Genomic DNA, 19,764 nt, shown 5'->3' with positions numbered 1-19,764 from the left:
CGGACGACCGGTGGTTCTCGGGTACTGGCGGCTACAGCGGTGCAAGTTCTAGCTGGCTGTGATGGCTGCTTGAACTGCGACGAGTTCGTGGTCGATGCGGCGCATCGCGTCTCCCAGCCCCGGCTGGCCGTGAAGTGTGGGTGCTGTCGGTTCGAGCGGCGGTCCGGGTGGGAGGTCATGGTGAGGTGTGCCGGAGAGGGTGGCGCGCAGCCCGCGGGTGCGGGCGAGGGTGGTCTCGAACACGAGTGCGAGCCTGCCCGCATCGACCTCAGTGGGTGTGTAGATCTGGGCGGTGCGGCGTACTTCTCGGGCCAGGAGGTCGCCAGCGGCGATCTGGTCGGCGATGATGCGGTGGCCGCGGGCCAGGGGCCAGCCGCGGCGTGAGGCCCTGGCTTCGGCGCGCAGCGCGTCGAAGCGTGTGTCAACTTCGCGGGCGCCACGGTCGACGACGTCGGTTGGAACCCCGGCTGCCATCTGCTGGATCATGACCTCCAGCGCCGCGAGTGCGTCGTCGCCGCGACGGACCAGGAGGGCACCGGTTCGGGTGGGCAGGATGGTCAGGGCGACGACTGCGCCGATGCCGGCGCCCACCACGGTCAGCAGCAGCCGCGCTTGCAGGGTCCCCGCGAGGTCGGAGCTGGTCTGCCCGAACAGGACCGAGAGCAGAACGGTGAGGAAGAAGATGCTCCACCCGTAGGCGAAGCTGGCGAGGTACTGCTGGGCGAACTGCGCCAGCAGCACCACCATGATCGTCAGAGCCAGGTTCTGGTGTGTGGCAGCCGCCAGCAGCAGGCCGATCGGGAGTCCGGCCGCAGTGCCGAGGACGCGCCTCGACCCTTTGCCGAGGGCGTCGGAGGCGGATGTGGTTCCGAAGAGCATGACCAGTGCGGCGAGTACGCACCAGAACCAGTGGACCGGGTCGATCAGTTGGGAGACGACCAGCGCTAACGCACACGCAGTCAGGAGCTGTACCGCGGTGGACAGGAGACTGCGCCCGCCTCGTGCTGTGGGCGGCTCCTCCTCAGTGGTGCGATCGGGCGTCGCGTCCTGGCCATCGGGTATCGCGCCGCGCGCCGGACTCTCGGTGTGCCCCCCTCTGAGGGGACCAGGGTGAAGTAGAGGGCTTACGGCCAGCTCCTGGATCGCTTCGGTACCGGCCCCTTCCAGCGCGTTGGTGGTGGCTCGATCAATGTCCACCTCCCACTGCGCCAGGGCAGCGCCGGCACCTGGGCGTAGTCCGGCGGGCCAGGACTGGGGATCTGCATCGATCCGCCGACGGCAGGTGCTGACCGAGCGGTTTAGGACGCCGGCCATTCGGGCAACGCGTAGCTGGCCCTGCGGGACCGCCTCGAGCAGCAAGATGCTGGTCGCGCGCAGGCTCTTCAGCATCCGGTTGGCCTCGCGCACGGGGTTCTCCCGCAGTAGCACGGCCAAGACCAGTGCACCCACGATCGAACCGATGACCGTGGACGCCAGGTAGAGGGGGAGGGTCTGCAGGGTGGGGTGGACGAGGGTGGAGGCGTAGAAGGAGGCGATGGCCACCAGGGCAAGCAAGGTACCCGCCGCTCCAGCAATGGTGGCCACCAAGGTGACGACCGCGAGCCCGAAGAAGGTCAGAGCCGTCAGTACCGGCCTGCCCAGCACCAGAGTGCCGAGCGACAAACCTGCTGAGCCGGTCACGGCCATCAACAGCAATGGCACGAGACGTCGCCGAGGCGCCAAGTCCATCCCCAAGCTCATCGTGGCCACCGACACCGCAACTAGCCCGGGCGTGACAAAAGTACCTGGGAGATCCAGTACGAGAACCAGTATCAGCAAGACGGCGACCACGCTGAGCCATGCTCCAGTAGCGCGCGCTGCCGATGTAAGACGCTGTAGCCCGAGGTCCTGACTCCACACCAACCGCAGCACCTTCGACAGACCCTTCTTCATACCCGACCCCTGTCCGCCTCTGCCGTTGTGACTGCGCAGTACTACTGCGCCCCTTCGTGGCGCCTCCTCTACTCCTGCCGTGCTGTAACCCGGGTACGCAGCCAGTCCAGAACGAGGCCCAGCGTCTCATCGGCGCTGGTGTCATCTAGCAGAGCATGCCTGCCGCCTTCGATGGAGACGAAGGTCTTGTCCGTCGAGGCGAGAGCGTCGACGAGGTCGCTACTGCCGCTGGGGTCGGTGCTCCCATCGGCGCTGCCGTGAACGGCCAGCACCGGCACGCCCACGCTCGGGTAGAGGGCGACGTTCGCTCGCGAGACCGTGGCGCCGCCGGCCGCGGTCAACCAACTCACCCCCTCCGTCGTCGCCAGCGGGTCCTCAGAAAACTTCTGCAAGAAGGTCGCGTCGCCGCTCACGGCCTTCGGCTCACCCAGAGGTGCGGGCAGGGTAGGAATAACGAAGGCGCCCACGCGCACCAAGACTCGAATAGCGGTGTTGATGTCGTACTTGACCGCCGGGGCAAGCAGGACCACTCCGGCCAGATCGTCCTGGTCTCGAGCCATGCTGGTAGCGGTGACCAATCCGCCCAAGGAGTGGCCCATCAAGAACACCGGCAAGGGTTGGGAGCGCAGCTTCTGGCGTGCGGCGAGGTGGTCGGTGACGGCCTGTTCGACGTCGACCAGGCCCCGCTGCCCGGGCGAGCGGCCATTGCCCCACATGTCGAAGGCGTAGACGCTGAACCCCTCGGCCAGCAGGTGCGGAATGAGCTGGTCGGCCTGCTGAACCCAACGCTGGGCGTAGTCGCCCCAGCCGTGTTGGAAGAGCACGACACCGCGAGGATTCGGCGCCTGCCAGGAGTAGCCGGTGACACCGGTGCCGACATCCCACGACTCACAACGGATCGATTCCGCCCCCGGAATGAGATCGCTCATCTGGGCGACGGTGGCGGGATCGGCTCGGCAGCTGTCGTCGGCGACCATCGCGCTCGGCAAATCGCGGATACTACTCACCTTGTAGACGCCCCAACCGAGCAGCACGACGATCACCACGGCCATGGCGATCAGCCGCTTGCGGGACCGGAAGGCCCTAAGCGTTGAGGTGGAGACCTTCTGGGATCTGGCTGTCATGACGATGGTCGGCTCTCATCTAAGGGGTGGTAGCGGTCGCGCTTTGGGCAAGCTGGTGAGCTTTCGCGCGGTCGGTGAGGGGTCTACACCGCCGACCTCTCGCGTAGGTGACCGCTGCGGTCAATAGTAGACCAATATGGTCAACACCGCTACGGTGTGAGGATGTCCCTTCACCGATTGAGCAGCAGTCAGATCGACGACGAGATCTTGGACATCACCGCTGGCCTCATTGCAAGGCACGGCCCGAAGCTGACTTCTGCGCAAGCTGTCGCCGACGCCGCCGGCTACTCCAAGGCGGCCATCTTCGCCCGCTTCGGGAACAAGGAACGACTCGTGGTGGCCGCGGTGGAACGGTGCATCGCACTAGCTCACTCGACCTCTTCGACGGTGGCCTCCCTCGCGCCAGGGACCAAGCGCGACACTGCAGCTCTGGAAGCACTGTGGGACGTCGGAACGGCGCACCCCGGCTTCATCGCTCTGGCCCTCGCGTCTCTGACCAACCTTCACGGCACGGACACCCAGAGACGCCTCGGTCCTGTGGAGGAGACGATATTCGCCATGTTCGACGACACCGTCAGCCAGGACAGCGCACGGGAGCAACGCGTCCTGGCGGTGATCGGCGCCTTGAGCGCCCTCGCAGTTCTACTACTGACGTACCCACGCATCACCGGCGACGAACAGCTAGCCCGCCGCACCGCCATCCATGCAGCACGTTCAGCGCTCGCCTAGCAACTCTGATCGGCGCGATGGATCAGGTCCAGAGCCGACCCGCGGGGAAACTGTTCCACCATGAGAGCGGGCCATCGGTGGTGAGCACGCCAATACAGACGCCAACATGGCCACGAGCGCATGCCCCCCTCTCGCTGACGAATACCACCGCCTAGGCCAGGCCGACCATGTGACCCCCAACCTGGGGAGTAAATCGGGTCACATCATTCGTCCGCAGACGGTCGTTCACGAGACGGTCGAGCAGTCCGGCGCCTTAATCGGCGCGCTGTGTTGCACGGCCCGTGTCCGAGAGCTATGACCTGTGACCTACGTTCGCAGTACAGTCGGCGCATGGCTTCCATCGGATACGCGCGCGTCTCGACCCGAGAACAGAACCCGGACGCTCAGACCGACGCGCTCACGGCCGCCGGCTGCGAAAAGGTGTTCGTGGAGCACGCCTCCGGAGTGCTCGCGAAGCGCCCCGCGCTCGAGGACGCTCTCGACTACCTCCGCGAGGGCGACTCCCTCGTCGTGACCAAACTCGACCGCCTCGGCCGGTCCGTGCGGAACCTGAAAGAGGTAGCCGACGGCCTCCAGCAGCGCGGCGTCGGACTGAAGGCTCTCTCCCAGGGTATCGACACCACCACTCCGGGCGGCCGGCTGTTCTTCCACATGCTCGCCGCGATCGCGGAGTTCGAGCACGACCTCATCGTGGAGCGCACCCACGACGGCCTCGCCGCCGCTCGAGCTCGCGGACGCAAGGGCGGCGGGCGCTTCAAGATGACGCCGACGAAGGCGAAGCAGGCGCGCGCGATGTACGACGAGAAGACCAACACGGTTCAGCAGATCGCCGACACATTCGGCGTGTCCCGCGGCACCATCTACCGCCACCTCACCGAAGACCACTGAGAGCCGCCGCGACGAGCGTCGCGGATCACAGACCCAAGCGGACGCCGCCCTCCGGCCGGCGACGGTACTGAGCGCTGCGCGCATTTTTGCCTGGAAGCCTTTGGCAGCGTACGGACCTGCGGCGTCCGCGCAAGCCGCTGCGCGGCCGGCTCCTCCGACGTTCTCGGCACGCGGTCGCTGCGCTCCCTCACATCGCGCCGACGACCTCTCCGCCGTCGCCTTCCGGGTTGCGCTCCCGCCTCCGACCCTGCTCGGCACTACGTGCCTTCCAGGTAAAAAACGCTGGCAGAGAAGGAAGAACGACCGAGCCAGGCCACCCCCCGCTGGCTTGACAAATCTGAATGAAAATCCTTCTCCACACCGACAACCTCCTCACCACCGCCCCGGCCAGCACCGGATGCGGCACCGATTTGTCGGGACAGTCGTGACCGACGAGCACACTGACGACCCGCTCACCCGGCGGGCCTCACCGTGCGCCTACTGCCCCTGCCGCAGCGTTGCGCGCTGCGGATCGTAGGCTCAGTACATGACCGAGCTGGCTCTCCCCGATGACTACGCCGTCGTCCTCATCGGGCTAAAGTTCCAGCCTGACCGTGCGGTAAGGATGAAAGCGAAGGCCGCGCGGCGGCATGGCGGGATGTCCAAGGTCTCGCTCTCCTGCGCAGAGGCGGGTGTCACGCCGGGTGAACGATCACCAATATGTCGACGTGTCGCCGCGCCTCGAACTTTGCGGCTTGACGGGAGCTACTCCCCTTCAGCGGTCATCCCGCCGACGCGCGGAGAATCTAACGCTGACACAGGCCGTCCGAGCGTGGGGGCCGGTGGTGTCCCGCTCCGCGACGCAAGATGGACTGTGCAGCAGCGATAGAAAAGCCTTCTCGCGTCGGTCTTCTTCGGGAAGGATGACGAGGCTGCTCGCGATATTCGTGGAAGCTGCTTCAGCGCCTACCTGCGTGATGTTTCCAGCACCGGTTCGTCACAGCAGGCGTCATTGCTAGCCTCCCAATGGATGGATGTCCCCTGGATCGTGGTGGCCGCAGCCAGTGAGCGGCTCGTTGAGCAACCTGTGCACCCACGGCGGTTGTTTACCGGTGTGCTGGCCCTTGCGATCGTGCTGATCGCCGCCGTCGGATTGGTCGATGTACAGGCCGCGCGATCGCTCGCCGAGTCGGAGGCGGTCTCGGACTCGGCCGATACGGCGGATCTGCTGGCGGAGGTCATTGTTCAGCCGGCGATTACCGATGGTGTTCTCGCGGGGGACCGGGATGCCCTGGTGCTACTCGATCGCGCGGTACGAGAGCACGTGCTCGACGCGTCCCTCGTTCGGGTTAAAGTCTGGGATGCGAGCGGGCGGATTCTTTATTCGGACGAGCCGCGGCTCGTGGGACGCGTCTTCGTTCGCGACGCCGAGGACCTCGAGGGTTTCGAGGTCTCGACGGTTCAGGCGGAAGTGTCGGATCTGCAGGAACCTGAGAACGTCTACGAGCGCGGAAGCGGGCGTCTGCTCGAGGCTTACCGGTCGGTACGGACTCCGTCGGGCGAGACGCTCCTGTTCGAGAGCTACTTCCGCTACGACGAGGTTGTGGATCGCAGCGGTGAGCTGTGGCGCAGCTTCGCGGCGATCTCGCTGGGCAGCCTCGTGGTCCTGGTCCTACTGTTGCTCCCGGTGCTGCGTAGGCTACTGACGCTGATCGAGCGCTCCCGACGCCACCGAGAGGCGCTGCTGCAGCGGGCCCTCGACGCTTCGGCTGACGAGCGCCGCCGGATCGCCGCGACCGTGCACGACGGTGCCGTGCAGGATCTCGCCGCCGCGTCCTTCGCCGTGCACGCGCGCGCTAAGCGGGCTGACGCGGACGGCGACGCGGAGCTCGCGGCTGAGCTGCGCACGGTCGCGGGAACAGTGCACGCCGGCCTCGGTGGCCTGCGATCGCTCCTGGTCGACATCTACCCCCCGAGCCTCGCGCAGTCGGGACTCTCGGCGGCACTCGAGGATCTGGCGACGACTACGCGGGCGCGCGGGGTGCCGGTCGAGGTGGACGTTCCGAGCCGCTCGGGTCTCGACCCGGCGGGCGAGCGTCTCGTATTCCACGTCACGCACGAGGCGCTGGCGAACGTCGTAAAGCACGCGCAGGCCGAAACCGTTCGGGTCCGCCTTCGCCGTTCGCGCAGCCGGATGGGCCGCTCCGTCGTGTTAGATATCGTCGATGACGGTGTGGGGTTTGACGCGGACGCCGTGCTCACCGATCCGAAGCATGGGCACTTCGGATTGCAGATCCTCCGTGACCTGGCCCGTGAGAACGGCGCCGAGCTGAGCTTGCGCACGGCGCCGGGAGCGGGAGCACATTGGCGACTGGAGGGGCCGGCGTGATCCGCGTGCTGATCGTCGACGACCATCCTCTGGTGCGGGCTGGGCTCGCCGGACTCGTCGGCGCGACGGAGGACCTGGTGGTGGTCGGGGAGGCCGCAGGCGGGGAAGAGGCGCTCGTACTCGCGATGACCCTCGCTCCCGAGGTGGTGCTAATGGACCTCTCGATGCCCGGTATCGACGGAGTCGAGGCCACGGCCCGCCTTCGGGCGTTGGTTCCGTCGGCGCGCGTGGTCGTGCTCACCTCATTCGACGACCGCGGTCGGGTGCTGGCCGCGCTGCGGGCGGGAGCGGTCGGGTACCAGTTGAAGGACGCCGACCCGGTGGCGGTTCTGGCGGCTGTGCGCTCGGCGGCGGCAGGCGAGGTTCCGCTGGATCCACGTGCCGCGAGGGCCCTCCTCCCGGCGAGGGACGGCTCGTCGGGGGCGGGGCTCAGTACCCGGGAGGGACAGGTCTTGCGGTTGATCGCCTCCGGTCGCTCGAACAAGGAGATCGCGCGGGAGCTTGGAATCGCCGAGCGCACGGTCAAGGTTCATGTCGGTCACGCTTTCACCCGGATCGGCGTGCGCGACCGCACCAGCGCGGCGCTCTGGGTGCGGGACCACTTCGCGGGGTACTAGTACCAAGGTCTGATCGACGGCATTGTCGTGCGACGACAGAGTGGACTCATCTCCCGCGCACCGGCGACCCGCCGGTCCTTCAGGAAGGCCACTGATGTCCCCCCTCCGCAAAACCGCCCGTACCGTGGCTATCGCCGCGGCCGCGCTGCTCCTCACCGGCCTCGCTGCCTCGCCGGCCCACGCGAAGACCTCCTCGGTCGGCGGCGACTACGCCGTGACCGTCAACGGCACCACTTACAACCCTGCCCAGGGCCGCGACGCGAAACTCGACAACGTCTCGGTCTCGGGCGTGATCGCCGTGCGCGGGGTGAACAACCGCTTCGACATCCGTCCGTCCACGCTGGGCGTCTACGACTACACGCTCACCGGAGCGCCGGACACGCAGCGAATGGTGACCGCACCGACCGTCGTCTTCGCCTCGAAGGTCCCGACGCTGACGGCGGCGCAGCTCGCTGGCTCGCGACTCGAATCGCTGCAGGTGAAGGACGACACGCTCGTTGTCATCCTCCGTACTGCCGGCGGCAAATTCAAGATCCAGGCCAAGGACGGCGCCCAGGGCGGCATCTTCCAGATGGAGCCCGAGTTTGCTGCACCCGTCGAGCTCGTGCACACCCTCGGACCGGATCTGTTCTATTTCGTGAACAGCTACACGGGCAAGATCAACTTCGGCAACGGCGTGGACGCGGTGAGCGCGCAGCAAAGTCCGACCGGCTACCACCAGATGCTGCTCGGCAAGGACAGCCCGCAGGTCGCGACGAAGACCTTCCAGAGCGGCACGGTCACGAAGTGGTCCGTCATCCCCGGTGGCCGCTTGGGAGGCGTGCTCGGCGAGGACGCGATCGAGCTCTCGCAGGGAGCGACGAACTGCACCAGCCAGTGCCAGGCACAGAATCGCATCAACGACTCGTTGCCGGTGCCGCCGGACCCAGTGAACCCGACTCCGATCGGCTGACATCTCTGAGGAGCGCACGACTGAGCGAGCCGCCGGAACCAATCCCGGTGGCTTCCTCCGTCGTGCGTGCACGCATGGGCACAAACCTCAGTATCCAAAGCCTGACCATCCACTTCGTCAAGCAGGACGTGCTGCGGGTGGGCGCATGTCCGACACCCTGTATCGCCCCGAGGCCGATACTGCCCGGCGCGCAACAGCTACGTTCACCGCGGCGTCTATCAGCGGTCCAAGGTCAGGCGGTGACGGTGGAGGGGCATGTTGCACCGGACACCACAAAGGTGCCGTCTTCGACAATGGGGACGGAGTTGGGTCCGGCGAAGCCATCGCTGTAGGTCAGAGACAGCAACGTCGAGTAGGCGCCCGTCAAGCTCGCGGAGACGGTGCCAGTTAGGGCGATGTAGCCCAGGCCGGATGGGTTCGCATACTCGGACGCAGAGAAGGTGATCGTCCTACCGGTGGACGCGGCGACGGATGGCGTCGCGACCGCGACAACCGGCATGGCCCTGGCCGTACCCTTCACGATCTGTCGACGTGTCGCTCCCGAATTGACGTCGGTCGTGACTTCCCCTTCGTGGTTGAGTGAGATCTGTATAGCGTTTGGTACAACCCAGACCGACTCGAAGCCTCAGAGTACGCTGAGTCTGACAGGACGCGGCAATAGGCGCATTCAGTAAGCAGGCTTAGTACGGTTTTCCCGCCACGACCAACGAGGAGCGCGTCGCTTCACGTCGCCCGTCCCCGACCTGCATTTGCATACGCGGGTCGGGGACACTATTGGCTCCACCGCGCCCCTCGTGGAGTCAGCAGTTCGCTTAGAAAGTGCAGCTGTCAGTGATGCGGAAGACGCTGGCGAGTTCTCCAGGAGTTCCGCCGGAAACGAAACCGTCAGCAGAGGCGACGTCGGTGAGGACGACGTTCTCGCGGAAGTAAAGCGTCGATCCGTCAAGCCAATACCGGGCAGCGAGTGCCGTCGCACCACTGGGCACACCCGGATAGGTAAGGTTCACGGTCTGCACCTGATACAGGCGTTCCTCATACGACGCGATGCCGTTCTTGACGTAGGTGACTGCGTCCGCGCCTCCGTCAGCCGAGTTGTGGGCAACGGCGGAGGACACGCCCGAGGACACAAAAGTGTTGTTGTACCAGAGATCACCTCCATCGAGGAAGTAGCCGGCAGCGAGAGCCGTCGCAGTTCGAGGGACGGCCGGGTAGTCGGCGCGGTAGACAGGGTTCTCTTCGGGACCTACCGTGTGGGCGCCGTCGCCGTCGATGAAGTCAACGAACTCCCGCGGCACGAACCCCGGGAAGCCGGACGCGCTCGTCACACCGGTCCCCAGCAGATCAGCGCCGAAGAACAACGACCCGTCCACGAGGAGGAACCGGCCGCCCACGACCACTCCCCCTGCAGCCCCGGAACTCAGGAGCGTCTGCGGTGCACCTGATCCTTCGCGGTAGAACGACTGATCGCCCTTGACGTAGTAGACCGCCGCGCCGGCACTCGCGCCCCGGCGGTACCCCGCAGCGGACGTCACACCGGAATCGATCTGCGCGTCCTCGAAGTACAGATCACCGCCGCTCAGGTAATAGTTCTCACCGATCGACCGTGACCCGGCAGGAACACTCGGGAACGTCGTGACGACAACACCGTCCGTGATCGCTGTCGCCTGACCCGCCGCCGCATCTGACGTCACCTGCACCTCAGCAGAGGCAGTCTGTCCCGACCAACTCCCCCGAACAAGATACGTGCCACCAGCCGTCGGAGCTCGAACCCCAACAATCGCAGCGAACCCCTGAGCATCGGTGACGACAACCCGCGGGCTCGTGGACCCATCACTCCACGTCAGGCCGTTCGCCAGCTCCACCGTCACCGCCGCACCCTCCACGGGCCCTGCCGCGTCAGAAGCCGAGACCGATAGACCCGACACCTCGGAACACCGCTCCACCGAACTCCCGTTCGACATGACCATCAACGTGTTCACTGGCGCGGTCGACGCCGACGCGAAAGGAGCCGATACGGCCACCGCCACCACGGGAACACTCCACGCGCCCGCCTGAGCAACGCTGCGACGCGTCACCCCACCACCAGAACCATCCGAGAACAAACCCACGACAAACCCCCAACATTGAGCCAACCAACCCCGGCGTCATCCATACCGGCCGACGCGAAAGTAGCGCACAAAACCACTCTCCGCGTTTTCAAGTTCGGCGCATGACCCTGTCACCACAGCGATGCCCACCAAAAGGGGGGGCTGCAAGACCGCGGAACGCGCCGCACAGAAACCTTCTACTCATCGTTTTGTGCGCCTAAGAAAGTGTTTCCTCAACCATTTACGAACTACACTTTATCATGGTCGCGATTTGACACCTTCACTACCGTCGCCGAGAACATGCGCACCCACGTCCTCTCCTAGACCCGGCGTCGACGCGATCCTCTATCTGGCACGTCGAGCCGATTGGGGTACGGCGGCGCCTCCTCGGTTAGAAGTCCTTGAAGTACAGGTCCGACGGCAGTCCTTGTTCGACGACAGGGCGCGCGACGGTGTCGCTGTTGCTGGTAGTGCGGGCGCGGAGGTCCTCGAGCCCCTCCGTGATCGCGTGGGCGGCTGCATCGTCGTCAATGATGTGCAAGGTGATGGGCATCGCCACGATCTCGCTGCTGCCTGACGCCATCCCTACAAGCTCGCTCTCCCCAACGACGTCGATCGCGACCGGAGCATTGACGGGCGAAGATCTTCTCGACCGCGAAGGTCGTGAGACCTGGGGGCGCGAGCTGCGCCTGGACGATGGTCCCCCAGCGAAGTCCCTGCGCTGAAAGAACGGCCATATGCAATCTGCGAATTGCGGCGCCACGACTCTGGCAACCTGCGTAACAAGCGTCCAACTTCCTCGGCCAGCGCGCACCCGAGCACACTCGCCCACTCATAAGGCACACGTGAAATCGTCAAGTCGCATGCATAAACACGCACTTGTTGGATAGGTCAGCGGTTGGGCCGCTGCTCAGCATGAGCGGCCCAGAATTACGGGATGGACCTTCTCGCCCCCACTCGAGGGTTCGCGCGCCTCTACGTATGTTGCGCCGTTCTACTCACCGTCACCTACCTCATCGACGTGCTCTTCGCCCACGCCTGGTGGTCCCTCGGCGGCGTCCTCGTCTTCGGCGCCGCCAGTTACCGAACGAGCCACCACCTCACAACGCTCTCCGCACCACGTCACGACCATCAGCTGCCTCCAACGAGCGAGCACAACAAGCCGTAACCGCTTCGATCCTTGACAGCTCCGCAACCAGAGTGACGATCACCCCGACCCGGCCGGACGAAAAGCCAGCGGAGCACTTCAGGGAGGGCCCGTTCGGACACTCTCGCCGTTGAGTCAGGAGGGGGAACCTCATGGGGGAAGGTGCACTCGACCCCTATGCACTCGTGAGACGCTGACACCGCAGCTTCGTCCAACTGGGGTATACCCCAACGCAACACCAGTGAGACCCGATGACGCGCGTAGCGGTAGGGTCACTTCTCCCCCTTTGTGCGGTTCTTTTTGCTATGTGGCGGCGTTCTGTGATCGCTATGTGTCGCTCGTTTGCCGGTCCGTGCCACAAGCCCAAGTGCTCGGAGTCTTTTTCTCTCGTTGAGCCGCCTCGAGGGCGGTTGCACGGCAGGGATCTTTAGGAGGCTGTCTCCAAGCGTCGGAGCACAGGCCTGGCCTGTTGTGACCGTAAGCGGCGAAGGTCGACGATGTGAGCTACGAACTTCTGGGCGGCCAGGCCGATGATCAACGAGCCTGTTTCGTCAGTAAGTGACGATGGATGCTCATTTCACCAACTCTTCGACAGCTCGCCGAACGCAATCCGCCCGAGTGGTGACCGATCCGGTGGGATCGGCTGTGGTCACGACGTCTTCGGGCAGGGTGAGCCACATGCGGGCGATCGCTTGGATCGCGATCAGCAGCCCGGCGGCCGGTAGTCGGGTCGACAGGCGTCCGTCGTCCTGGGCTTGCTGGAGCAGTGCGATCTTGGACTGCGTTGCCGTTGCGAGCGCCTCGCGGGCCGCCCCGTGGGGCGGGCTTTCGAGCTGGTGCCACGAGGCGAACCGTCCGACATCAGGGTTGCTGGCGGCGCTTTCGTAGGCGCGGACCGCGTACCCGGGAAGATCGGACGGGTCGATCGGTGTGCTGTCCATCGCTTGGACGGTGATGTCGTCCATGACGGCATCGAAGAGAGCTTCCTTCGAGCCGAAGTAGGTATAGAGGAGCCCGGCACTGCACCCTGCCGTGTGCGCGATCTGATCGACGCGCGCTCCCGCAAGGCCCCTCGCAGCGAACACCTTTAACGCTGCGTCCAGGAGGTCGCGTTTCTTGCCCTGGGGGTCGCGGCTGGACACGATGATCCCCTTCGTCGTCACGAATCGTTCTGATGCCAGCTCACAGCCTAGATGAGCTATTGTGCACCTACTAGCCAATGAATGAACGTTCAATTGAAAGGAACGCCGTGTCACAGGTATGGATCATTACGGGCAGTTCGCGAGGCCTCGGCCGCGCGATCGCGGAGAACGCCCTTGCCGCAGGCGATCGGGTTGTCGCCACCGCGCGAGACCCAAAGCAACTCGACGACCTCGTCGAGCAGTTCGGCGATGCCGTGCTGCCACTGCAGCTCGACGTCACGGACGCCGCAGCCGCACACGCCGTCGTCGACCGAGCCGTCGAAGAGTTCGGGCGGGTCGACGTCCTGGTGAACAACGCCGGATACGGCGACGTGAGCTCCGTGGAAGACGTCGAACTCGACGACTTCCGTCGTCAGATCGACACGAACTTCTACGGCGTGGTCTACCTGTCCAAGGCGGTCACCCCTATCATGCGGGAGCAGGGATCGGGTCACATCTTCCAGATCTCCTCGATCGGCGGACGTATCTTCGGCCCAGGCCTGACGGCCTACCAGAGCGCCAAATGGGCAGTCAGCGGCTTCTCGTCGGGCTTCGCCCAGGAGGTCGCCCCTCTGGGCATCAAGGTCACGGTTCTGGAACCAGGTGGCATGCGCACCGATTGGGCCGGCTCATCGATGACCATCCCCGAGATCAGCGCCCCTTACCAGGACACCGTCGGCGCGATGGCGAAGGGACTTCGCGCTTCCGGGGGCACGGAACCGTCCGACCCGGCACGAGTCGCCGACCTCATCCAGACCATCCTGACCCTGGACAATCCCCCAGTACGCCTGCTCGTCGGCGAAGACGCCATCAGTCACGTCGGCGCGACGGAAAAGGCGCAAGCAGAATCAGACGAGAAGTGGCTCCACCTCACCCGCTCCGTGTCCTTCACCGACTAGAGAACATCCTCTGATGCACACCCCTCCAGGATTCCCGCTCCCGCGCGAAAGGTGATCATCGAGCATCCGCCAGGCTGAGTGATCGCCACCCGAGGGCGTGGCCCGTACACCCGGCGCCACGCCCTCCCTCATGCCGCAAGGCGTCTTGACGTCGGCTGACCTCAGGCGACCCAGGTCGACGCAGAGTGCGCGTGCAACCGGCCCTCGCCACATCATCCCGCCGAGCCCGACGCGTCGTCAGGAGCACAACTGAATGGTCGCGTCGCGGCTGAAGTATGACGTCGCGGGTGAAGTGTGAGGCCGGCCATGCAACTCAAAGGAAGGCATCAGGGTGCTTCGCACCATCACGTTTCAGCGTGCGGTCGGCCGTCTTGGAAAGCTGTAGCTTTTTGAGACGTGCCTTCCGGCGGTCGCACCACGGTCAACGGATCCGGATTCTCGGGACGTCGGCTGTCTCGGAAAGATGTCTTGACACGTTTCGTCTCAGGACGGGACGCGGAGGGTGTTTCCGAGTCAGAATGAGGTCGTGAGGCTTCTGGGTTATACGCGTGTGAGTACGTCGAGTCAGGACGCGCAGCTGCAGCTCGACGCGCTCGTCGCCGTCGGCGTGCACAAGCGCGACGTCTTCGCGGACGTCACCTCGGGGAGCAAGACCGCGATCGAGCGGACCGGGATGAAAAAGCTCCTCGAGTACGCCGAGGACGGCGACACCGTCGTCGTCTGGCGAGTCGACCGCCTCGGCCGCTCCCTGATCGACGTGCTGAACACGGTGAACCTGCTGCGCGAGCGCGGGGTGCAGGTGCGGTCGATTTCGGACGGCATCGATCCGTCGACGTCAACGGGTCGGCTGATGTTGAACATGCTCGCCACGCTCGCGGAGTACGAGCGGGAACTCATCGTCGAGCGAGTCAACGCCGGCATCGCCGCCGCCCGCGCGAACGGCACCCGGTTCGGCCGGCCTCTGTCGGATCCGGTCGTGATCGCGGACAAGCTCGCGATCGCCGCGGACGCGCGCGCCCGTGGCCGCACCGCTGAGGACGCTGCTCGTCTCGTCGGGTGGAGTCGCGCGACGCTCTACCGCCACCAGCAGGCTCACGCGGCCCGCGAGAGCGCAGCGATGTAGCGACTGATGGACGGCCTCGAGCGGTGGCGGATCCTTCGACTTCACGTCGAAGATCAGGTCCCCCTCGCGGCCATCGCCCGCGAGAGCGGCATCGGCACGCGGACGCTGCAGCGCTGGCATCAGCTCTATAAGAGGGACGGGCTCGCCGGGCTCGACGACACTGCGAGGACGGACAAGGGCGGTCGGCGCACGGATCCGGCGACCGTCGCCGCCATCGAGCGGCTCGCCCTGACCCGGCCTCGACCGTCGATCGCGACGTTGCATCGCCTCACCGTCAAGGAGTGCCTGCGCGACGGCCGGCCAACGCCTAGCTACGCGACCGTCCGCGAGATCGTGCAGGCCCTCGACCCCGCGCTCGTCACTCTCGCGTTGGAGGGTCCTGCTTCCTATCGCGACCGCCACGAGCTGGTGTTCCGCCGTCGCGCGGAACGGCCGAACCAGATCTGGCAGGCCGACCACACCGAACTCGACATCCTCATCGTCGGAGCGAACGGCAAGCCCGACCGCCCTTGGCTGACGACCGTCATGGATGATCACTCCCGCGCGATCTGCGGCTACATGCTCTTCACCGGAGCACCCTCATCACTGAACACCGCCCTCGCGCTGCGCCAGGCGATCTGGCGCAAGACCGACCCCGCGTGGGCGATGTGCGGAATCCCCGACGTGCTGCACGTCGATCACGGCTCCGACTTCACCAGCCACCACCTCGAGCGCACCGCCGTCGAGCTGCACCTCCGGCTCATCTTCTCGACCGTCGGCCGACCCCAGGGGCGCGGCAAGATCGAGCGCTTCTTCGGCACCATCAACACCGAAGTCCTCCCGACCCTCCCCGGCCACCTCGGCCCCGGGAACCGAAGCCCGCAGCCCGTGCTCGATCTCCCGGGCGTGGACCGGGCGATCGGCGCCTTCATCGCCACCTACAACCAGCGCACCCACCAGGAGCTCGGTGTCTCCCCGCGCGACGCGTGGGTCGCGGACGGGTGGATGCCCCGCATGCCCGACACCCTCGACGAGCTCGACGGCCTGCTGCTCACCGTGCCCACGCACCGGACCGTGCAGCGAGACGGAATCCACTTCCAGGGTCAGCGCTACCTCGCGCCCACCCTCGCCCCGTTCGTCGGATACACCGTCACCATCCGCTACGACCCCCGCGACGTCTCCGAGATCCGCGTCTACGACCGAGACACGTTCCTCTGCGTCGCCGTCGACGAAGCCCACCCCAACATCCGCCTCAGCCTCCGCGACATCGAAGCCGCCCGCCGCGCCCGCCGCCACGAACTCCGCCGCGCGATCAACGACCGCATTCCCACCGTCGCCCACCGCGAAGAACCCCACCTCGCGGATCCCACCCCGCGCAAGAAACGACTCCGCACCTACGAGGAGGAGTGATGACCCAGAGCTTCATCGTCACGAAGGAACACCGCCGGTTCGCCGAGTTCGCGAACGCCGTCAAGAAGGAGCGCACCATCGGCATCTGCCACGGCGACGCCGGAGTCGGGAAGACCAACTCCGCCCGCCGCTACGCGAACCGGGACGTTCTCGAGCCCTACGTCACCGCATGGGGCCCGCGCGGCGACGACGACGCGAAACACAACGCTCTCGCCAACCGCTCGCGCACCGTCTTCTACACACCCGAAGTGCTACCTCGTCCCAAGGACCTCATGCGGGAGATCGGTAAGTGGCAGATCGACGTCGGCATCTGCATCGACGAGCACCTCCGCACGATCGGGAACGTCACCGGCGTGCACACCGGCGACGCATCCCGGCGGGTCGAGCTGCTCATCCTCGACGAAGCCGAACGGCTCACCCCGACCGCGCTCGAGTTGCTCCGCGACGAACACGACCGCACCCACCTCGCGATGATCCTGATCGGCATGCCCGGCATCGACCAGCGCTTCCGCCACTACCCCCAGCTATACAGCCGACTCGGCTTCTCCCACCGCTACCGCGCGCTCGGCCGCGACGAACTCCTCTTCGTCCTCGATCGACACTGCAAACATCTCGGCCGCACCCTCAACCCCGACGACTTCACCGACGCCCAAGCTATCGCCGCCATCGAACGCATCACCCGAGGCAACTTCCGCCTCCTCGAGCGCCTGTTCCCCCAGATCAGTCGCGTCCTCAAGATCAACGAGCTCGAGACGATCACCGACGACGTCATCGAAGCCGCCGCCAGCGTCCTCGTCATCGGCAACTGACCTAGCGACACGGAGCGATCACAGAACACCGCCACCGAGCGGGCAACTCCACAGGTCGGGGACGTCGGCGTCGTAGCGAGGGAGCTTCGCGTACTCGCCGGCGTCCCAGATTCCGGAGGGCACGTTGACGCGATAGGGGCAAGAGGCGCAGGGAGTGGAGCGCGGGACGATCGGGGCCTCGCGCGGGAGTTGGTCGGTCATGCCTGTCCTGAGCAGTGTGGGGGTTCCTCGCGGGCGGTGGAGCTCCACGGGGCGGAGTGGGAAGTCGACGAGGGGGTCAGCGATCCGACTTATCGTCGGCAGAGTCGGTGCTGCGGCGTTGCGCCCGCCGCTCGGCGGTCGTGAGGACGGCAGTCGCGCGGGTGAGGTTGGGGCCGACGGCGTCAGCTTCGAGGACACGGCCGGTGCGGCGGCTCTCTCCTTCGCCCCAAGCGACGGTGCGCTCGTAGCCGACGACGATCACGGCGTCTCCTCGGTGGAGAGAGGCGAGTACGTGCTCGCCCAGCTCGAACTTCGCTTCCACGAAGTGCATCGTCGGCGCCTCGTGCGGAGTCCACTCCCCCGCGCGGTACTCGCCGGTGTTCTCGATGACGCGCAGCTTCACGATCTGCACGCGACCCGCCTGCACGGCCTCGGGGTCGGCGGCGAGGTTGCCCGTGATGGTCCTGGTGCTCATTTGCCGTCTCCTGCTCGTGTAGTTCGTTCGTCCCGTCGACGTCGACGGGATCTCTTTCGCGGCGTCAGCCGCGGGTATGTCAGAGGAGACCGGCTCGATTCCCCAAGACGCCAGAGCGTCGCGCCGGGTGACCTCGACTGGCGGCTCTGACAGCGCTCGGCGCTGTTCGAGCTCGGCGCGCGTCGAAGCGTAGGCCGGAAGGCGTCGCTCGTCGCCGTAGGCGGCGCGGTAGAGCCGATCGGCCAGGAAGTCGAGCGCGTCAATCTCTCCCTGCCGATCGGCCTGCCCAGCGAGATACCCCGCCCGGTACTCGTCACTCTCGGCGTCGGGGCCGGTCATGCCGCGTGCTTCTCGATGAGGTCGGGACGAAACCCCGACCAGTGGTCCTGATCGCTTGCGACGACCACGGGGGCGGCGGAGTAGCCCAGCTCCTCCGTGACGTACGCGAGCGCGGCGGGGTTAGTGGTGATATCCACGACGGTGTACTCGATGCCCTTCTTCTCGAGCACCCGGTAGGTCATGGTGCACTGCACGCACGACGGCTTCGAGTAGACAGTCAGCGCCATGAGTCTCACTCTCCTTCCGTGGTGTGGTGGGCATCGCCTTCGTCGTCATCGATCGCGTGCTCTGCGATCCACAGGTCCGCGGCCTCGTCCCGTCCGAATGCTCGCAGAAGTCCGGCCAGCGCGTCGACCTCGACACAGGTCAGCCGCACGGCCAGATCACCGGCCAGGTCTTCGCGTGAGAACACGGTCACGAACTCGGCCAGCGCGTCGGTGAGGGTCGGTGCCTGCGGTTCGGTGGTCGTGGAGTCGTTCATGGTGAGTCCTCTCGTCGTAAGTGCTCTCAGGTCTGGGCGGCGCTCTTGTCCTGCCCTTCCCCCTCGTTTCTTTGCCGGGATTCTCAATCAGATTTGTCAAGCCAGCGGGGGTGGTCTGGCTCGTCTGTTTTTCCCTCTCTCCCAGCGTTTTTTGCCTGGAAGGCACGTAGTGCCGAGCAGGGTCGGAGGCGGGAGCGCAACCCGGAGGGCGGAGGAGGAGAGGTTGTCGGCGCGATGGGAGGGAGCGCAGCGACCGCGTGCCGAGAACCTCGGAGGAGCCGGCCGCGCAGCGGCTTGCGCGGACGCCGCAGGCCCGTACGCTGCCAAAGGCTTCCAGGCAAAAATGCGCGCAGCGCTCAGTACCGTCGCCGGCCGGAGGGCGGCGTCCGCTTGGGTCTGTGATCCGCGACGCTCGTCGCGGCGGCTCTCAGTGGTCTTCGGTGAGGTGGCGGTAGATGGTGCCGCGGGACACGCCGAATGTGTCGGCGATCTGCTGAACCGTGTAGGTCTTCTCGTCGTACATCGCGCGCGCCTGCTTCGCCTTCGTCGGCGTCATCTTGAAGCGCCCGCCACCCTTGCGTCCGCGAGCTCGAGCGGCGGCGAGGCCGTCGTGGGTGCGCTCCACGATGAGGTCATGCTCGAACTCCGCGATCGCGGCGAGCATGTGGAAGAACAGCCGGCCGCCCGGAGTGGTGGTGTCGATACCCTGGGAGAGAGCCTTCAGTCCGACGCCGCGCTGCTGGAGGCCGTCGGCCACCTCTTTCAAATTCCGCACGGACCGGCCGAGGCGGTCGAGCTTGGTCACGACGAGGGAGTCACCCTCGCGGAGGTAGTCGAGAGCGTCCTCGAGCGCGGGACGCTTCGCGAGCACTCCGGAGGCGTGCTCCACGAACACCTTCTTGCAGCCGGCGGCCGTGAGCGCGTCGGTCTGCGCGTCCGGGTTCTGTTCTCGGGTCGAGACGCGCGCGTATCCGATGGAAGCCATGCGCCGACTGTACTGCGAACGTAGGTCACAGGTCATAG

General features: G+C 66.0%; 22 protein-coding genes. 11 read left to right on the top strand and 11 right to left on the bottom strand.

Features of this window, described 5'->3' with window-relative positions; all coding sequences use genetic code 11:
• Window positions 1-48: 48 nt before the first annotated feature.
• Window positions 49-1,932, bottom strand: coding sequence for an FUSC family protein (locus MT353_RS15890; protein ID WP_243625224.1), 1,884 nt, complete (start codon window positions 1,930-1,932; stop codon window positions 49-51).
• 68 nt (window positions 1,933-2,000) lie between these two features.
• Window positions 2,001-3,056 (bottom strand): alpha/beta fold hydrolase, encoded by a 1,056-nt coding sequence (locus MT353_RS15885; RefSeq protein WP_243625223.1) that lies wholly within the window; start codon window positions 3,054-3,056, stop codon window positions 2,001-2,003.
• A 162-nt stretch (window positions 3,057-3,218) separates the two neighbouring features.
• Between MT353_RS15885 and MT353_RS15880 the strand changes: the two genes are divergently transcribed.
• The 5 genes from MT353_RS15880 (at window position 3,219) to MT353_RS15860 (ending at window position 8,610) form a co-directional block, all read left to right on the top strand.
• Window positions 3,219-3,785, top strand: a complete 567-nt coding sequence (locus MT353_RS15880) for a TetR/AcrR family transcriptional regulator (protein ID WP_243625222.1) — start codon at window positions 3,219-3,221, stop codon at window positions 3,783-3,785.
• Between the two features lie 330 nt (window positions 3,786-4,115).
• Window positions 4,116-4,673: a recombinase family protein gene (locus tag MT353_RS15875; protein ID WP_243625221.1), complete on the top strand. Its 558-nt coding sequence runs from the start codon at window positions 4,116-4,118 to the stop codon at window positions 4,671-4,673.
• A gap of 1,009 nt (window positions 4,674-5,682) precedes the next feature.
• The gene (locus tag MT353_RS15870; RefSeq protein WP_243625220.1) at window positions 5,683-7,041 is read left to right on the top strand and encodes a sensor histidine kinase; all 1,359 of its coding nucleotides are present in this window, start codon (window positions 5,683-5,685) and stop codon (window positions 7,039-7,041) included.
• Window positions 7,038-7,658 (top strand): response regulator transcription factor, encoded by a 621-nt coding sequence (locus MT353_RS15865; protein ID WP_243625219.1) that lies wholly within the window; start codon window positions 7,038-7,040, stop codon window positions 7,656-7,658. The genes MT353_RS15870 and MT353_RS15865 overlap by 4 nt, the downstream gene beginning before the upstream one ends.
• Window positions 7,659-7,752: 94 nt before the next feature.
• A complete protein-coding gene (locus tag MT353_RS15860; RefSeq protein ID WP_243625218.1) occupies window positions 7,753-8,610 on the top strand; it encodes a hypothetical protein in 858 nt (285 codons plus the stop codon).
• Window positions 8,611-8,842: 232 nt separating this feature from the next.
• Here MT353_RS15860 and MT353_RS15855 read toward each other — a convergent pair whose 3' ends face one another.
• The 3 genes from MT353_RS15855 to MT353_RS15845 form a co-directional block, all read right to left on the bottom strand.
• A complete protein-coding gene (locus MT353_RS15855; protein ID WP_243625217.1) occupies window positions 8,843-9,109 on the bottom strand; it encodes a hypothetical protein in 267 nt (88 codons plus the stop codon).
• Window positions 9,110-9,422: 313 nt separating this feature from the next.
• Complete coding sequence (locus MT353_RS15850) at window positions 9,423-10,478, bottom strand: hypothetical protein (RefSeq protein ID WP_243625216.1); 1,056 nt, start codon at window positions 10,476-10,478, stop codon at window positions 9,423-9,425.
• A gap of 610 nt (window positions 10,479-11,088) precedes the next feature.
• Window positions 11,089-11,250 carry a hypothetical protein gene (locus MT353_RS15845; protein ID WP_243625215.1) on the bottom strand — a complete coding sequence of 54 codons (162 nt, stop codon included), beginning with the start codon at window positions 11,248-11,250 and terminating at the stop codon, window positions 11,089-11,091.
• Between MT353_RS15845 and MT353_RS15840 the strand changes: the two genes are divergently transcribed.
• Complete coding sequence (locus tag MT353_RS15840) at window positions 11,240-11,422, top strand: hypothetical protein (protein ID WP_243625214.1); 183 nt, start codon at window positions 11,240-11,242, stop codon at window positions 11,420-11,422. The two genes, MT353_RS15845 and MT353_RS15840, sit on opposite strands and share 11 nt — an antisense overlap.
• A gap of 212 nt (window positions 11,423-11,634) precedes the next feature.
• Window positions 11,635-11,865 (top strand): hypothetical protein, encoded by a 231-nt coding sequence (locus MT353_RS15835; RefSeq protein ID WP_243625213.1) that lies wholly within the window; start codon window positions 11,635-11,637, stop codon window positions 11,863-11,865.
• A 551-nt stretch (window positions 11,866-12,416) separates the two neighbouring features.
• Here the strand turns inward: MT353_RS15835 and MT353_RS15830 are convergent.
• Complete coding sequence (locus MT353_RS15830; protein ID WP_243625212.1) at window positions 12,417-12,986, bottom strand: TetR family transcriptional regulator; 570 nt, start codon at window positions 12,984-12,986, stop codon at window positions 12,417-12,419.
• A gap of 107 nt (window positions 12,987-13,093) precedes the next feature.
• On the opposite strand from MT353_RS15830, the gene MT353_RS15825 reads away from it, so the two are divergent.
• The 4 genes from MT353_RS15825 (at window position 13,094) to MT353_RS15810 (ending at window position 17,245) form a co-directional block, all read left to right on the top strand.
• A complete protein-coding gene (locus MT353_RS15825) occupies window positions 13,094-13,924 on the top strand; it encodes an SDR family NAD(P)-dependent oxidoreductase (RefSeq protein ID WP_243625211.1) in 831 nt (276 codons plus the stop codon).
• 526 nt (window positions 13,925-14,450) lie between these two features.
• Window positions 14,451-15,047, top strand: a complete 597-nt coding sequence (locus MT353_RS15820) for a recombinase family protein (RefSeq protein ID WP_243625210.1) — start codon at window positions 14,451-14,453, stop codon at window positions 15,045-15,047.
• Between the two features lie 6 nt (window positions 15,048-15,053).
• A complete protein-coding gene (locus tag MT353_RS15815) occupies window positions 15,054-16,436 on the top strand; it encodes a Mu transposase C-terminal domain-containing protein (protein WP_243625209.1) in 1,383 nt (460 codons plus the stop codon).
• Window positions 16,436-17,245: an AAA family ATPase gene (locus MT353_RS15810; protein WP_243625208.1), complete on the top strand. Its 810-nt coding sequence runs from the start codon at window positions 16,436-16,438 to the stop codon at window positions 17,243-17,245. Before MT353_RS15815 ends, MT353_RS15810 begins: the two co-directional genes overlap by 1 nt.
• 18 nt (window positions 17,246-17,263) lie before the next feature.
• Here MT353_RS15810 and MT353_RS15805 read toward each other — a convergent pair whose 3' ends face one another.
• From MT353_RS15805 to MT353_RS15785, 5 genes are all read right to left on the bottom strand, one after another.
• The gene (locus tag MT353_RS15805; protein ID WP_243625207.1) at window positions 17,264-17,446 is read right to left on the bottom strand and encodes a DUF6283 family protein; all 183 of its coding nucleotides are present in this window, start codon (window positions 17,444-17,446) and stop codon (window positions 17,264-17,266) included.
• Between the two features lie 76 nt (window positions 17,447-17,522).
• Window positions 17,523-18,260: a hypothetical protein gene (locus MT353_RS15800; RefSeq protein WP_243625206.1), complete on the bottom strand. Its 738-nt coding sequence runs from the start codon at window positions 18,258-18,260 to the stop codon at window positions 17,523-17,525.
• Entirely contained in the window at window positions 18,257-18,487 is a 231-nt protein-coding gene (nrdH, locus tag MT353_RS15795) for a glutaredoxin-like protein NrdH (protein ID WP_123737472.1), read from the bottom strand. The genes MT353_RS15800 and nrdH overlap by 4 nt, the downstream gene beginning before the upstream one ends.
• Before the next feature lie 5 nt (window positions 18,488-18,492).
• Window positions 18,493-18,741, bottom strand: coding sequence for a hypothetical protein (locus MT353_RS15790; RefSeq protein ID WP_243625205.1), 249 nt, complete (start codon window positions 18,739-18,741; stop codon window positions 18,493-18,495).
• A 427-nt stretch (window positions 18,742-19,168) separates the two neighbouring features.
• Window positions 19,169-19,726 carry a recombinase family protein gene (locus MT353_RS15785; RefSeq protein WP_243625204.1) on the bottom strand — a complete coding sequence of 186 codons (558 nt, stop codon included), beginning with the start codon at window positions 19,724-19,726 and terminating at the stop codon, window positions 19,169-19,171.
• Window positions 19,727-19,764 lie beyond the last annotated feature (38 nt).

This window comes from Rathayibacter sp. VKM Ac-2927 (genome assembly GCF_022815525.1).
GTDB lineage: Bacteria > Actinomycetota > Actinomycetes > Actinomycetales > Microbacteriaceae > Rathayibacter > Rathayibacter festucae.
This window is presented reverse-complemented; position numbering and strand designations above follow the sequence as displayed.